Annotated in this window: 15 protein-coding genes; 5 read left to right on the top strand and 10 right to left on the bottom strand. The window is 71.8% G+C overall.

What is annotated here, in order from left to right; genetic code table 11:
* Window positions 1-65: 65 nt before the first annotated feature.
* The 4 genes from NS184_RS14995 to NS184_RS14985 are packed head-to-tail and all read right to left on the bottom strand — an operon-like array spanning window position 66 to window position 1,871.
* Window positions 66-869, bottom strand: coding sequence for a sulfite exporter TauE/SafE family protein (locus NS184_RS14995; RefSeq protein WP_193750491.1), 804 nt, complete (start codon window positions 867-869; stop codon window positions 66-68).
* Window positions 870-885: 16 nt separating this feature from the next.
* Window positions 886-1,482 (bottom strand): TetR/AcrR family transcriptional regulator, encoded by a 597-nt coding sequence (locus tag NS184_RS14990; RefSeq protein ID WP_058726904.1) that lies wholly within the window; start codon window positions 1,480-1,482, stop codon window positions 886-888.
* A 12-nt stretch (window positions 1,483-1,494) separates the two neighbouring features.
* A complete protein-coding gene (locus NS184_RS18425) occupies window positions 1,495-1,656 on the bottom strand; it encodes a hypothetical protein (protein ID WP_193750489.1) in 162 nt (53 codons plus the stop codon).
* Between the two features lie 5 nt (window positions 1,657-1,661).
* Window positions 1,662-1,871: a hypothetical protein gene (locus NS184_RS14985; protein WP_058726903.1), complete on the bottom strand. Its 210-nt coding sequence runs from the start codon at window positions 1,869-1,871 to the stop codon at window positions 1,662-1,664.
* A gap of 277 nt (window positions 1,872-2,148) precedes the next feature.
* Here NS184_RS14985 and NS184_RS14980 point away from each other — a divergent pair, with 277 nt between their 5' ends.
* Entirely contained in the window at window positions 2,149-4,050 is a 1,902-nt protein-coding gene (locus NS184_RS14980) for an ABC transporter ATP-binding protein (protein ID WP_058726902.1), read from the top strand.
* A 28-nt stretch (window positions 4,051-4,078) separates the two neighbouring features.
* Here NS184_RS14980 and NS184_RS14975 read toward each other — a convergent pair whose 3' ends face one another.
* Window positions 4,079-4,747, bottom strand: a complete 669-nt coding sequence (locus NS184_RS14975; protein WP_242863076.1) for an alpha/beta fold hydrolase — start codon at window positions 4,745-4,747, stop codon at window positions 4,079-4,081.
* Window positions 4,748-4,809: 62 nt separating this feature from the next.
* On the opposite strand from NS184_RS14975, the gene NS184_RS14970 reads away from it, so the two are divergent.
* Together NS184_RS14970 and NS184_RS14965 are read left to right on the top strand one after the other, a co-directional pair.
* Window positions 4,810-5,172, top strand: a complete 363-nt coding sequence (locus NS184_RS14970) for a MarR family winged helix-turn-helix transcriptional regulator (protein WP_242863075.1) — start codon at window positions 4,810-4,812, stop codon at window positions 5,170-5,172.
* Between the two features lie 89 nt (window positions 5,173-5,261).
* Window positions 5,262-6,221, top strand: a complete 960-nt coding sequence (locus tag NS184_RS14965) for an AraC family transcriptional regulator (protein ID WP_058726900.1) — start codon at window positions 5,262-5,264, stop codon at window positions 6,219-6,221.
* A gap of 24 nt (window positions 6,222-6,245) precedes the next feature.
* On the opposite strand, the gene NS184_RS14960 is transcribed toward NS184_RS14965, so the two are convergent.
* The 4 genes from NS184_RS14960 to NS184_RS14945 all read right to left on the bottom strand — a co-directional run bounded on the left by NS184_RS14960 (window position 6,246) and on the right by NS184_RS14945 (window position 12,018).
* The gene (locus NS184_RS14960) at window positions 6,246-8,609 is read right to left on the bottom strand and encodes a glycoside hydrolase family 3 N-terminal domain-containing protein (RefSeq protein WP_058726935.1); all 2,364 of its coding nucleotides are present in this window, start codon (window positions 8,607-8,609) and stop codon (window positions 6,246-6,248) included.
* Between the two features lie 221 nt (window positions 8,610-8,830).
* A complete protein-coding gene (locus NS184_RS14955) occupies window positions 8,831-9,706 on the bottom strand; it encodes a carbohydrate ABC transporter permease (RefSeq protein ID WP_058726899.1) in 876 nt (291 codons plus the stop codon).
* Window positions 9,703-10,719 carry a carbohydrate ABC transporter permease gene (locus tag NS184_RS14950; RefSeq protein WP_058726898.1) on the bottom strand — a complete coding sequence of 339 codons (1,017 nt, stop codon included), beginning with the start codon at window positions 10,717-10,719 and terminating at the stop codon, window positions 9,703-9,705. The genes NS184_RS14955 and NS184_RS14950 overlap by 4 nt, the downstream gene beginning before the upstream one ends.
* 3 nt (window positions 10,720-10,722) lie before the next feature.
* Complete coding sequence (locus tag NS184_RS14945) at window positions 10,723-12,018, bottom strand: ABC transporter substrate-binding protein (protein ID WP_058726897.1); 1,296 nt, start codon at window positions 12,016-12,018, stop codon at window positions 10,723-10,725.
* A 150-nt stretch (window positions 12,019-12,168) separates the two neighbouring features.
* Between NS184_RS14945 and NS184_RS14940 the strand changes: the two genes are divergently transcribed.
* Window positions 12,169-13,200, top strand: a complete 1,032-nt coding sequence (locus NS184_RS14940; RefSeq protein WP_058726896.1) for a LacI family DNA-binding transcriptional regulator — start codon at window positions 12,169-12,171, stop codon at window positions 13,198-13,200.
* 101 nt (window positions 13,201-13,301) lie between these two features.
* Here NS184_RS14940 and NS184_RS14935 read toward each other — a convergent pair whose 3' ends face one another.
* The gene (locus tag NS184_RS14935; RefSeq protein ID WP_058726895.1) at window positions 13,302-14,267 is read right to left on the bottom strand and encodes an AraC family transcriptional regulator; all 966 of its coding nucleotides are present in this window, start codon (window positions 14,265-14,267) and stop codon (window positions 13,302-13,304) included.
* Between the two features lie 88 nt (window positions 14,268-14,355).
* Between NS184_RS14935 and NS184_RS14930 the strand changes: the two genes are divergently transcribed.
* Window positions 14,356-14,709 carry a hypothetical protein gene (locus NS184_RS14930; RefSeq protein ID WP_058726894.1) on the top strand — a complete coding sequence of 118 codons (354 nt, stop codon included), beginning with the start codon at window positions 14,356-14,358 and terminating at the stop codon, window positions 14,707-14,709.
* The last annotated feature ends 28 nt before the right edge of the window (window positions 14,710-14,737 follow it).

Below are 14,737 nucleotides of genomic sequence, written 5' to 3'. Positions count from 1 at the left end.
GCCGCGCCTCGCTCCGGTCCGCCGGGGCGGGGCGTCGTCGTGCGGTGGCCAGCCCCGTCTCGGGATCAGGCGACCGTGACGAACAGGGTGACGGCCAGTGCGACCGAGCACGCCGCGATCGCGATGCGCAGCGCCGTCTGCGGCACGCGCGCGGCGACCGTCGGCCCGATGAGCCCACCGACGACCGCGCCCGCGCCGAGTGCCAGCGCCGCCGACCACACCACGTGCCCGGACACGGCGAACACCAGGGCAGGCAGTAGGTCGGCCGCCAGCAGGAGGACGTTCTTCACCGCGTTCGCACGGGGCAGGCTCGGCTCGCCCGTGAGGAGCAGGACGGCGATCACCAGCACGCCGGACCCCGCGCCGAAGTACCCGTTGTAGAGCCCGACCCCGGCGATCCCGGGCGCGGCCGCGCCGGTCGGCGTCGCTGCTCCGGCCGGCGTCGCTGCTGCAGTCGACGCTGCTGCTCCGGTCGGCGTTCGGCGGCGTCGTCGGTCGAGGACCGGTTGGAGCAGGAGGAGCGCGCCGCCCGCGAGCACCAGGAACGGGACGATCCGGTCGAAGAGGTGCGCCGGGGTGACGACGAGCAACACGGCCCCCGCGAGCGAGGCACCGACCGTGAGCGGCAGCCATCGCCGGAGGGTGGCGGGGTGGTCACGGAGCTGCGACCGCGCCCGGAGCGCCGAACTCACGCCGCTGCCGAGGAGCGCCACGGAGTTCGTCACGTTGGCGGCGAACGGCGGGATCCCCACGGCGAGGAGCGCCGGGTACGCCACGAGCGAGGTGATGCCGCCGGCCGTGCCGATGACACCGGCCACGACACCGGCGACGACGAGGACCGCGACCGTCAGCACGCTCCATGCTGGCACGCCGGCGGGGGTCCGGTCAGGCGGACTGCTCGGTCCCGTAGACGGCCATGAGCATCGCGGCACCGAGCCGGGCGGTCCGGGCAGCCTGCGGGGATCGCTGCACGACCGAGTCGACCCGGGCACCCTCGACCAACAGCACGAGCGTCTGCGCGACGTGCGCGGGGAGCCCTGCACGGGAGCAGACCTGCGTGAGGTGCTGCTCGACCTGACGGACGTGGTCACGCGCGAGTTCGGCGATCTCGGGGTCTTGCCGCCCGAGCTCGGCGTGGAGGTTGATGAACGCGCACCCGTGCCAGTCCTCCGCTGCGAAGCACCGCTCGAGGTGGTCGAACACCGCGAGGACCTCGTCGCGCGGGTCCTCGGACTCGTCCGCGATCCGCTCCAGCGCGGCCGTCCACGTCGCGTGCCACCGCTGGAGCACGGCGACGACGAGGTCGTGCTGCGTCGGGTAGGCCGCGATCACGTCTGACGGGTCGAGGCCGGCTCGTCGGGCGACGTCCGCGTTCGACACCGAGGCGATGCCGTGCTCGGCGAAGAGTGCGTCGGCGGCGTCGATGACGGCGCGTTGCACGTCGGTCGTGCTCCGCGTGGGGGTCAGGGTCGTGGAGGTCATGTGTCCTTCGGGTCAGCCGGCGAAGAAGTCGGCGTACGACGGTTCCTGCACGGGACCGTCGTGGCCGTTCACCCGTGCCACCACCATGGCACGCAGCACTGCGGGGTGCGTCAGACCTCGGCGGTGCCACTCCCGCGGGTCCCGGCGGAGTTCCTCGAGCGTCGGTGCGGCCATGCGGTTCACGCTCCCAGTCCGAGGACGACCGCCGCCGATGCCGCGACCGACACCGACACGATCCCCGTGCAGACCGCGACCACGGCGAGCGCGCGCTGTCGGCGGGCCGCACGGACCTCGCTGAACGGGCTCCGGTGGTGACGTCCGGAGACGGACACGGACTGGTGTGCGCTCTTCGGACCGACCAGGAGGTCGGTGTCGGCGATCGTGGTCACGGCGGGTTCCTCGGGTCTTCCTCGCTGCGGTCCCCCGGCTGTTCCGGGGGCTCTCTCGACCATGACGGTACGAACGCACCGATCGTCACGCACGCGCTCCGGACGACGTCGTCGAAAGGTGGATGTCCGGGTGGGCCGCGGCGCCGTTCCGTGGACATCCGGCGTCCGGGGCGACCCGGCGGCGTCGGTGCCGGGTCGGCTGCGTCGGTGCCGGGCCGTATCCTTGCCCGGACCCCGGCGCTGCCCGCGCGGAGTGCCGGCCGAGGGAGGAACAGCCATGAGCATGGAAGGCGCCGCCTGGAGCTCGCTCTACAAGATCTCCACGGCGAAGGACGGGAAGCACGGACTGTCCCGTGCCTCGCTCCGACGGATCATGACCTTCGCCGTGCCGTACCGGTGGAAGCTCGTCGTGTTCATCGCGCTGTCCGTCGTGGGCGCGTTCCTCGCGGTGGCGACGCCGGTGCTCGCCGGACAGGTCGTCGACGTGATCGCAGCACGCGGCGAGGTCGGCACCATCGTCCGGCTGGCGGTCGTCATCGCGCTCGTCGCCGTGGCCGACGCGGGGGCCTCGCTGCTGACCCGCTGGTACTCCGCGCGGATCGGCGAGGGCGTGATCCTCGACCTCCGAACCGCGGTGTTCGACCACGTGCAGAAGATGCCGATCGCGTTCTTCACCCGCACGCGGACCGGCGCGCTCGTCAGCAGGTTGAACAACGACGTCATCGGCGCGCAGCAGGCGTTCAGCGGCACCCTGTCCGGCGTCGTCACGAACCTCGTCGCGCTCGTGCTGACGCTGGTCGTGATGCTGAGCACGTCGTGGCTCGTGACGGTCATCGCGGTCGTCATGCTCCCGGTCTTCCTCGTCCCGGCGCGGCGCATGGGCACCCGGCTGGCCGCGCTCCGCCGCGAGGCCGCCGACCACAACTCCGCGATGAGCACCCAGATGACCGAGCGGTTCTCCGCCCCCGGTGCCACCCTCGTCAAGCTGTTCGGTCGCCCGGACGAGGAGTCCGAGGAGTTCCGCGTCCGAGCGGCCCGCGTCCGCGACATCGGGGTGCGCACGGCGATGCTGCAGTTCGTCTTCGTCACGGCGCTCACGCTCGTCGCCGCGCTGGCCCTCGCGCTCGTCTACGGCCTCGGTGGCGCGCTCGCGCTCGGCGGGCAGCTGAACACGGGCGACGTGGTGACGCTGGCGCTGCTCCTGACGCGCCTCTACGTACCGCTGACGAGCCTCGCGAACGCCCGGGTCGAGATCATGAGTGCCGTCGTGAGCTTCGAGCGGGTGTTCGAGGTCCTGGACATCGTGCCCCTCATCCAGGAGAAGCCCGGTGCGGTCGCCGTGCCGACCGGTCCGGTGGCCGTCGAGTTCGACGACGTCCGGTTCGCGTACCCATCGGCAGACAAGGTCTCGCTCGCCTCGCTGGAAGAGGTGTCGACGCTCGACACCCGCGGCGGGGACGAGGTCCTGCACGGCATCTCCTTCCGGATCGAGCCCGGGCAGACCGTCGCCCTCGTCGGCACGTCCGGCGCCGGGAAGTCCACGATCGCGCAGCTCCTGTCGCGCCTGTACGACGTCGACAGCGGTGCGGTCCGACTGGCGGGGGCCGACGTCCGTGACGTCTCGTTCGCCTCGCTGCGCTCGACCATGGGCATGGTCACGCAGGACGGCCACCTGTTCCACGAGACGATCGGCTCGAACCTGCGCCTCGCCCGACCGGAGGCGACCGACGACGAGGTCTGGGACGCGGTCCGCCGGGCGCGGCTGGAGCCGCTCGTCCGGTCGTTGCCGGACCAGCTCGACACGATGGTGGGTGAGCGTGGCTACCGGCTCTCCGGCGGTGAGCGCCAGCGGATGACCATCGCGCGGCTCCTGCTCGCACAGCCCCGGGTCGTGATCCTCGACGAGGCGACCGCCGCGCTCGACTCGACGTCCGAGGCAGCGGTGCAGGCGGCGCTGGGAGAGGCACTCGAGGCGCGGACGGCACTCGTGATCGCGCACCGGCTGTCGACGATCCGGAGCGCCGACCAGATCCTCGTCGTCGAGGACGGCACGATCGTGGAGCGCGGGACGCACGAGGAGCTGCTGGCCGTCGGGGGTCGGTACGAGGAGCTGCACCGGACCCAGTTCGCCGTGCAGAAGGACGTGGCGCCCGACGAGCAGGCGTTGCGCGGCGTCTGAGCACGGTCCGGCCGCAGCACTCGGGCGGTCAGTGCTGCTCGAGGAACGCGTCGAGAGCGGCCCAGGTGGCCTCGGGGTTCTCGAGGTGCGGCAGGTGTCCCGCTCCCGGGACCACAGCGAACTCGGCACCCGGGATCGCTGCCGCGACAGCACGGCCGTACGCGGGGGTGACGATCCGGTCGCTCTCCCCGAACAGGACGAGCGTCGGGACGTCCAGGTCGCTCAGTCGGCCGAGGAGGTCCGGGTCGCTCATCGATCGCCCGGCAACGGCGGCCATCGTCGTGCCGTTCGCCTGCTGGTCCGCCCGCTGCTCGTCACTGATCGATGCGGGGTCCGTGTACCCCCGGTCCGGATCGTGCCATGCGGCCTCGGCGAGCTGGCGCGGGGTGAGCGAGAAGAAGTCCGCGATCGGCTCCCCCGCGACGACGGCACCGACCCCGTCGACGTCGACGACCGCGCCGATCGTGTCGACGGTGTGGCCGTCGGACGCTGCGAGCAGTGCGATCTCGAGCGCGAGCCAGCCGCCGATGGAGGACCCGACGAGGACGACGTCCCGGAGTCCGTCGTCGTGCAGGCGGCCCAGGTAGGCGGCGGCCAGGGCGCGGACGGAGTCGATGTCGTCCGGACGGCTCGTGCCGTCCCAGCCCGGGTGCGTGGGGGCGAGCACGTGGAACGAGGGGGCGAGGTGGGCGACCATCGGGGCGACGGTGCGCGGACCGCCGCCACCGTGCGGCGGAGGCGGCACTGCGGGAGATCGGCGTGACACTCGTGCAGTGGGACGCACTCCGCGCGATCGACCGCATGCCGGATGCATCCGGCCACGAACTCGCGCAGGCGACGTTCCAGAGCGACCAGGCCTTCGGGACGCTCGCGAGCCGCCTGGTCGATCGCGGACTCATCACCAGGACAGCCGGACGCGGTCGTCGGGTCGAGCATGCCCTCACCGAGGACGGCCGCGCTGCACTCGAGGCGGGTCGCCGGACCACCGCAGTCGTACTCGCCGAGTTGTTCTCGCCCCTGAGCGCATCGCAGCAGGCCGACCTCGAGCAGCTGCTGAGCACGCTCCTCGCGGCAGAGGACCCCGACCTCGCCGCACGCGCGGCTGCGCCCGGACCGACCTGACCCCCCGGACTGGGGTGCGCAGTCCACTGGCCGGTTTCGGCGCTCAGCGGACAGGACCCGGGCGGACGGGCAGGCTGCGACGGTAGCCCATGACCCACCCCACCCCCACCCGAGTCCAGGTCGATGCGCAGAGCGACGACCTCGACGTCGCGCGCAACCTCCTGGCGGAGGAGTACGCCGGCAGCGAGTGGCGGGCGGAGCGGACCGACGAGCCGTTCGGGTTCCGGTTCAAGGCCGTCGGGGACGCAGCCATGACCCTGCGGACGATCCGGTTCGACGGTCACCTGTCCGGCACGATGTCCCGGTCCGATGACCACATCGTGCAGTGGACGACGCGCGGCCAGGCCACGATCACGCCGCCGGGCGAGGACCCGATCGTCACGGAGGCCGGCCGACCGCAGCTGTGGCCGCAGAGCGGTGCCGGGTTCGACTACCGCGACTACGACCAGCGCCTCGTCCAGGTGAACCGGTCGGCGCTCCGCGAGGTCGCCGGTGAGCGCGGATCGGACCCGGACGCGCTGCAGCTCGACCACCGCGTGCGACCGGACGACCGAGCGCTCGCAGTGTGGCGGAACGCGGTGCAGCTCATCTCGCACACGGTGCTCGACGGGAAGGCCTCGCCGTTGCTCCAGGCGGAGATGGGTCGCCTCGGAGCCCTGGCACTGCTCGAGCTCTACCCGGTGGTCTCGGCGACGCTGCCGGACGAGCTGTTGCTCCCCCGCAACGCGCACCTGCGCCGGGCGGTCGAGTACGTCCACGAGCACTGCCACCTGCCGATCACGAGCACCGACCTCGCGCGGGTGGCGTCGCTGAGCCTGCGGGCACTGCAGCACGCGTTCCAGCGCACGTTCGACTGCTCCCCGAACTCGTACATCCGCCGGGTTCGGCTCGACCGTGTCCGGGACGAGCTGCTCCGCGGCGACCCGGCGACCACGAGCATCGCCGACGTGGCGAAGCACTGGGGCTTCGGCCACGCCGGACGGTTCTCGGCGTCGTACCACCAGCAGCACGGCGAGTACCCGCGCGAGACGCTCCGCCGCGCGGCGTGAACGGCGGACGCGAGCAGCAGAGGATCAGCCCACCGCTGCGGTCACCGCCCGCCGGTCGGTCGGCAGCACCTCGCGCAGCGGGCCGGTGACGTGGACCACCGCGCGGTCCGTCGCGGACCCGGGCACGGGGGCCTGAGCGGCACTGCGCCCGACCGCGACGATCCCGTCGGTGTGCACCGTGCCTCCCGGCCGGGACGCCCCCGCGTGTGACGCGACCCACACCTCGACGTCACCCGGCTCGACGACCCGGCGCATCGCGCGGTCGGTGAAGCCGAAGCGCTGCACGGGCACGTCGAACCGCACCCGGACCGTTCCGCCGGCCGGTACCGCGACGCGCGTGTAGCCGAGCAGCTGCACGAGCGGTCGGGTGACCGACGCGGCGACGTCGTGGCCGTAGAGCTGCACGACGTCCTCGCCGTCGCGGTCGCCGGTGTTCCGGACGGTCACGGCGACGGAGAACGCGCCCGCCGTGGCGACCGTGCCGTCGACGACGAGGTCCTCGTACGCGAACGACGTGTACCCGAGGCCGAAGCCGAACGGCCGCACGGGCGTCGAGTCCGCCGCCGTGACGTCGGACGGCCCGCCGAGCCGCGGGTGGAGGTACGTGTACGGCTGCGCTCCGGCCGACCGGGGCAGGGTGACGGGGAGCCGACCCGACGGCGACGTCGCCCCCGTCAGCAGGTCGGCGATCGCGGTGCCGCCTGCCTCGCCGGGGAAGAACGCCTGGACGACCGCGGCCGGTCGGATCCCTGGCCCGTCGAGTGCCCATCCGATCGCGTAGGGCCGGCCGGTCAGGAGCACCATGACGGTCGGGGTGCCGGTGGCGACGACGGCCTCGACGAGCTCGCGCTGCACGCCGGGCAGGTCGAGCGATTCGGTGTCGTTGCCCTCCCCCACGGTGCCGCGGCCGAAGAGCCCGGCCTGGTCGCCGACCACGACGACCGCCACGTCCGAGGCCCGGGCGACCGCGACCGCGTCGGCGAAGCCGGAGCGGTCCACGCCCGTGACCGAGCAGCCGGCGGCGAACCGCACCGCGGTGGAACCGAGGGCATCGACGAGGGCCTCGCGGACGGTGGGGATCGCGAACCCGAGGGGCAGGTCCGGGTGGGCGGCGAGCACGTGGTTCGCGAAGGAGTAGCAGCCCTGCAGGGCCTCGGCTCGGTCGGCGTTCGGGCCGATGACCGCCACCGAGGCACCTGCGGGGAGCGGGAGGACGGGGGCGCCGCCGACAGCAGCAGCGCCGTCAGCAGCAGCGCCGACGCGCTCGTTCGACAGCAGCACGAGCGACCGCGCGGCCAGCGCCCCGGCGAGGGAGCGGTGCCGCGGGGTGTCCAGGTCGACGCTGGTGGGAGCGTCGTCCTCGAACGCATCGGGGTCGAGCAACCCGAGCCGCTCCTTCTGCCGCAGCACCCGGAGCACGGCCCGGTCGACGAGCGCCTCGTCCACGGCACCCGACCGCACGCGCTCGACGAGCGGCCCGAGGTACGCGTCCCCGGTCGGCAGCTCGACGTCGATCCCGGCGGTCAGGGCGAGCGCCGCGGCCTCACCACGGTCGGCCGCGACGCCGTGCATGACCTCGAGGAACGCGACCGAGAAGTAGTCGGCCACGACGGTCCCGTCGAAGCCGAGCCCGTCCCGCAGCAGGTCGGTGAGGAGCGCCGGGTCCGAGGCGACCGGCACGCCGTCGACCTCGGCGTAGGAGTTCATGACCGACCGGGCGCCGCCGTCCCGCAGCGCCATCTCGAACGGCGGCAGCGACACGTCCGCGACCTCGCGCGGTCCGGCGTGGACGGGCGCGTGGTTGCGCCCCGCCTGGGACGCCGAGTACCCGAGGAAGTGCTTCAGGGTCGCGTCGACCCCGGCCGCCTGCAGCCCGCGGACGTACGCGGTGCCGACCGTGCCGACGAGGTACGGGTCCTCGCCGATGCACTCGTCCACCCGCCCCCAGCGCGGGTCGCGGACGACGTCGAGGACGGGCGCGAGGCCCTGGTGCACGCCGAGCTCACGCATCGAGTCACCGATCGCGCGGCCGACCTGCTCGACGAGCTCCGGATCGAACGCCGCACCCCACGCGAGCGGGGTCGGGAACGTCGCGGCCTTCCACACGGCGAGCCCGGTGAGGCACTCCTCGTGCACGAGTGCGGGGATGCCGAGCCGCGTCTCACGCTTGAGACGACGCTGCTCCGCCCACAGCCACGCCGCACGCTCGTCGGGTTCGACGGGCCGCGTGCCGTACACACGGGTGAACTGGCCGATGCCGTGCCGCGTGATCTCGGCGAGCGTGGTGCCGTCCTGCGCGGCGGCCATCTCGCCCTGCATCGGGGCGACGACGCCGTTCTGGTCGAGCCAGTAGCCGACGAGCTGCGCCGTCTTCTCCTCGAGCGTCATCGCGGCGAGCAGGGTGCTCGCGCGGTCGGGCGCGGTCGCGTCCGGAAGGTGGGTGGTCTCGGACTGGAGGCACGGTGCGGGCCCGCCACGCGCCTGGTGTCCGTCACCGGTCGCGGTGGCCACGGGCGTGGTCGACGCGGGTCGCGCCTCCCGGCCGTCCTTCGCCGCGCCCGCCGTCGTCGCCGTGCCGTCCGTCGCCTCCGTCGTCGGGCCGAGTGTGCTCACCCCTTCACCGCCCCGGTGAGGCCACCGACGATGCGCTTCTGGAAGATCGCGAAGAACACCAGTGCCGGGATCATCGAGAGCGATGTGAACGCGAGCACCCGGGCGGTGTCGACCGAGTACTGCGACGCGAACGCCTGCACGCCGAGCGGCAGCGTGTACGTCGACGCGTCGTTGAGGATGAACAGCGGCAGCAGGTAGCTGTTCCAGCTGCCGATGAACGCGAGGATGCCGACCGTGACGACGCCGGGCAGGGACAGCGGGACGACCATGCGGAAGAAGAACCCGATGCGGCTCGCCCCGTCGATGGCGGCGGCCTCCTCGAGTTCGTCCGGGATCGCCCGGAGGAACGGCACGAGGATGATGACCGTCGTCGGCAGCGCGAAGGCGATCTGGGGCAGGATGACGCCGGCGAGGTTGTTCGTCAGGCCGAGGTCCTTCACGAGGATGTAGAGCGGCGTGATCGCGACCGTGATCGGGAACATGAGGCCGGCGGCGAAGAGGGAGTACAGCGCCTCCCGGCCGCGGAACCGGTACCGGGCGAGGACGAAGCTCACCATGAGCCCGAGCACCACGACGCCGACGGTCGTGGTGACGCCCGCGATCACCGAGTTGCCGAGCTGCTGCCAGAACACCCCGCTGGTCAGGACGTTCACGTAGTTGCCGATCTGCCACGGGTTCGGCAGGCCGGCGGGGCTCGCGGTGATCTGCGAGTTCGTGCGGAACCCGCCGAGCACGATGTACGCGACCGGGCCGACGCACACGGCGATGAACAGCAGCGCGATGAAGTACGTGCCGAGGTTGCGCTCCCGCTTGACGGGACGGCTGTCGTGCGGCCGCCGCTTCGGCGCGACGATGGAGGCGGTGGCGGTCATCGGTCGCCCTTCTCGGTCAGGGCGCCGGCGGTGTCGCGACGCAGGACGAACCGCTGGTAGACGAGGGCGACGACCAGCGAGATGAGGAAGATCACCACGGCGACGGCGTTGCCGTACCCGTAGTTGCCGGAGAGCCGCCCGTTGCCGACCATGTAGGTCGCCATCGTCGAGGTGCCGGCGGTCGAGGCGATGTACTGGCCCCAGATGATGTAGACGAGGTCGAACAGCTGGAGCGACCCGATGATCGACAGGAACGCCCAGATGCGGAGCGTCGGGCCGAGGAGCGGCAGGGTGATGCGCCGCTGGATCTGCCAGTAGCTCGCACCGTCGAGCTGGGCGGCCTCGAACAGCTCCTCGGGGATGCTCTGCAGGCCGGCGAGGAACAGGATCACCGCGAAGCCGATGTACTTCCACGAGATGATCCCGAGCAGGGTCCAGATCGCGATGTCGGGGTTCGAGAGCCAGTCGTTGCGCAGGAACCCGAGACCGAGCGACTGCAGCAGGTCGTTCACCGCACCGCTCGACTGGAGCATGAGGCTCCACCCGGTGCCGACGATGACCTCGGAGATGACGTACGGCAGGAAGATCAGGACGCGGATGAGACCGCGGCCGCGGATGCGCTGGTTGAGCAGCAGCGCGAGGATGATCGCGATCGGGCCCTGCACGAGGAGCGATCCGATGACGATGAAGAGGTTGTGCCAGAGCACGGCCCGGAAGTCCGGATCGGTGAAGATGACCTTGTAGTTCTGCAGGCCCACGAAGTCGACGGGGGCGCCGTAGCCCTGCCACTTGTAGAAGCCGTAGTAGGCGGCGAGCGCGACGGGCAGGATGACGAACCCGACGAACATGATGACCGCGGGGCCAGCGAGGACGGCGATCTCGACCCGGGTTCGGACGTCGGTGCCCTTGCGGACCCGGCGGGCCGGGGCCGACGGCGTACCGTCGGCCCCGCCCGTGCGACGCCCCGTCCCGGACCGCGCCTCGTTCGAGCGCGGTGCGACGGAGGTGGTCATGCGTCAGCCCTTCGCTGCGGCCTGGTCGACGGTCGACACGATGTCCGAGACGGACCCCTTGCCGGCGAGGAGGTTGACGACGCTGGTGTTGAGCGCGTTGCCGACGTTCTGGCCGTAGAGCGTGTCGAGGTAGTTCGACACGAACGGGGCGTCGTTGTACGCCTTGAGCACGGTCTTCAGGTACGGCTCGGTGACGACCGACTGCGCCGACTGGTTCGCCGGGATCGAGTTGAACGCCTTGTAGTAGTTCTCCTGGACGCTCTTCTGGGTCACGAAGTTGAGGAAGTCGGTGCACGCCTTCTTCGGGGCCTGTGCCGAGCAGGAGAGCCCGCCGACGGCACCCATCATCGAGCCCGCTTCACCCTTGCCGCCGGAGACCTCCGGGAACGGGAAGAAGCCGAGGTCGGACAGCGGCTTGCCGTCCGGGGTGAGCGAGGAGATCACGCCCGGGTCCCAGGCGCCCATGAGCTCCATGGCGGCCTTGTGGTTCGCGATGAGACCGGCGGAGCTGCCGGCGCCCTGCTGCGCGGAGGTGGTCAGGAAGCCGTCGTTGAAGGGCTTGGTGTCGAAGAACGCCTTCGTGTCCTCGCCGGCCTGCTTCCAGCACCCGTTGTCGAACTTGAGGTCCTGCGCGGTCTTCGTGAGGACGCTCGGCGAGCAGGCGCGCAGTGCGAAGTTGTAGTACCAGTGCGCGGCCGGCCAGGCGTCCTTCGCACCGACCGCGACCGGCTGGATGTCCGCGTCCTTGAGCTTCTGGATGTCGGCGTTGAGCTCGTCCATGGTCGTCGGGGTGCCGTCGATGCCGGCCTTCTCGAAGAGGTCCTTGCTGTACCAGATGCCCTCGGGGTCGACGTTCGTCGGCATCGCCCAGGTCTTGCCGTTCAGCTCGAAGGCCTTGAAGGACCCCTTGCTGATCTCGCTCGTCGCGTTCGATCCGATCGAGTCGGAGATGTCCATGACCTGGCCGGCGTTGACCATCGCGGCCATCTTGCCGCCGCCGCGCTGCATGAAGACGTCCGGGGCGGAGTTCGAGTTGAGGGCGGTCTGGAGCTTGCCGTCCAGGTCCTCGTTCTGGATCGCCTGGATCTTGATGGTGACGTTCGGGTTCTTCGCCTCGAAGTCCTTCACGGTGGTGTCCCAGAACGCCTTGCCGGGGCCCGTGGTCGAGTTGTGCCAGAAGGTCATCGTGACCTTCCCGCCGTCGCTCGACGCGTCGCTGCCTGCCGAACAGCCAGCGGCGGTGAGTGCTGTCGCCCCGATCAGCGCGATGGCTGCCGCGGCACGGATCTTCCTCGTCATCGTGGAACTCCTGTTGTGTCGTCGTTGACTCGCAGCGACATCGACTGCCGCCTCTGCGGAGAGCGTGCCAGGGCGCGGCCAGGCTTGTCAATCGTTATCGATAACGTTTTCTTTACCGTCGGGGATGCTCAGCGGCGGTACGGTGTGCAGATGGACACGGCGATCGGCGCACGCCCCGGCGCCGGCCGGGTCACCATCGCGGACGTCGCGCGCGCGGCCGGCGTCTCGATCCCGACCGTGTCGAAGGTCATCAACCAGCGGGACGGCGTCGCCCAGGGCACGATCCTCCGGGTGCAGGAGGTCGTCGAGCAACTCGGCTACGAGACCTCCCTCGTCGCCCGGAGCCTCCGGAGTTCGCGCACCGGCGTCGTCGGGATCCTCGTGACCGAGTTCGAGCCGTTCTCCACCGAACTGCTGCGCGGGGTCTCCGGCGCGACGACGGGCACGGGGTACGAGCTGCTGGCCTACGCGGGCCTCGTGACCGGTGCCGAGCAGAAGGGCTGGGAGCGCCGGTCGCTCTCCCGCCTGTCCGGGACCCTCATCGACGGGGCGATCGTCGTGACGCCGAGCACCGCGCTGTCGGCGTCCTCGATCCCCGTCGTCGCGATCGACCCGCACACCGGACCGGAGGGGCACGCCACGGTCGACTCCGACAACGAGGGCGGGGCCGTGCAGGCGATCGAGCACCTCGTGGGGCTCGGGCACACGCGGATCGCACACCTGCGCGGGCGCCCGGACCTGGCGTCCGCCCAGCTCCGCGAGGCCGGGTACCGACGGGCGCTCGTCGCCGCGGGGTTGCGGGTGGACGAGTCGCTCGTGCGGGACGGCGGCTACCAGGAGGACCGGTCGGCCGAGGTCGCACTCGACCTGCTCGCCGGCCCCGACCGTCCGACCGCGGTGTTCGCGGCGAACGACTCCTCGGCCGTCGGTGTCCTGCGGTCGGCCGCTGCGCTCGGGCTCCGGGTGCCCGAGGACCTCTCGGTGGTCGGGTTCGACGACGTCCCGCAGGCTGCGACGACCACCCCGCCGCTGACGACCGTGGCGCAGCCCCTGGTCGAACTCGGGTCGCATGCGGTCGAGATGCTGCTCGCGATGCTGCGCGGGGAGCAGACCTCCGATCACGTGCGACTCCCGACGACACTCCGGGTGCGGCAGAGCACCGGGCCGGCGGCGGCGCGCTGACGACAGCCGGGGCGCGGCAACGGTCGGAGCGCGGCAACGGCCGCGGCGCGTCAGCGGCCGGAGCGCGGCAATGGCCGCGGCGCGTCAGCGGCCGGAGCGCGTCAGCGGCCGCGGCCGCGACGCCGGAGCGTCTCGGACGGCAGCTCGCCGAACGTGTCCGCGTAGTACCCCGCGAACCGGCCGAGGTGCCCGAACCCCCATGCGTTCGCGATCGTCGCGACCGTGGTCTCCGTCGGGTCGCCGGCGACGAGCTGCGCCCGGACGCGGTGGAGCCGCACCTGGCGGAGGAACGCCATCGGACTCGTGCCAGCGTGGCGTTGGAACGTGGCTTGCAGGCTCCGCGCGTTGATCCCCGTGACGCGGCTGACGTCGGTGCTCGTGATCGGCCGGTGTGCGTTCGCGACCATCCACTCCTGGGCGAACCGCATCGTCGCCGGCCCCTCGTGGAGCGGGATCTCGAGCGTCGGGGTGACGTCGTAGGCGTCGACCACGGCCTCGGCGACGAGCATGTTGAGTGCCGCGCGACGACCCCGTGAGGTGTCGGCACGGAGGAGTTCGGGGGCGGCCGAGGCGATCACCGAGCGGAGGCCCTCGAGTGCGCCGGGGGCGGCCGACACCGTGAACTGCAGGGGCCCGGGCACGGCCAGACGCTGGGCCGCAGCGACCGACTCGAGGAACGGCGCGTCGAACCGCACGGTGTGGAGCGTCGTCGGCTCACCGTCGAAGGTGATGTCGCGACCGGACGGCCACATCACCGGGATGCCCGGCTCCATCGCGATCGGGTCGCGGCCAGAGGTGTCGACGGCGAGTCCCGGACGGGTCGTCCAGGCGAGCACGTAGTTCGGCGCCTGTCCGATGGTCCCCCAGCGGGGCGCCTCGACCGCGGAGGTCCCGACGACGACCTCGTCGTCACCGACCGCGCGGAACCGCCAGGTGAACCGCTCGCCGACGGCTCGCCCGACGGAGATGTCCTTGCTCGAGTAGACGCGCTCGTAGAACGCGACCGCCTCGTCGATGTCCAGTCCGTGGCGGTCGACGTGGATGAGGGGTGAGGCATCCGTCGTCATGCACCGCTCATTCTGTCGGCACCCCCCGACACCGCGCTGCGACTGCGCACTGCGGACATTCCCGGCACGGGGGAGTTGGATCGGCCGGGTGAAGTACGTGGTGTACGGGGACAACAAGGTGATGACCGGCGACGCGATCGCGGACGCGGTGCTCGCGTACGCGGCAGCACTCGGCGAGAACGGGACGACCGACATCGTCGAGATCCCGACAGCGGACGACACCGGCACCGCGGTGAACGCGGAACTGCTGCTCGGACCGGCGTCACAGGTCATGGTCGAGACCGCGCCCGACGACGAACTCGAGCCGGAGGACGAGGACCTCGTGAACGAGCTCGTGCGGCGGACGGCTGCGGTCGGCGGCGGCCGGTTCGTGGACGCTGCGTCCTCCCACTCCGAGGAGCCCGAGGCCAAGCGCCTGCGGACCGACCCGCCGCAGACCTAGGGCTGTCCGGTCGCCGCGCGCGGCGACC

This window comes from Curtobacterium luteum (genome assembly GCF_001475545.1).
GTDB lineage: Bacteria > Actinomycetota > Actinomycetes > Actinomycetales > Microbacteriaceae > Curtobacterium > Curtobacterium luteum_A.
Note: the sequence above shows the minus strand (reverse complement) of the source record. Positions and strands in the feature narration are given on the sequence as shown.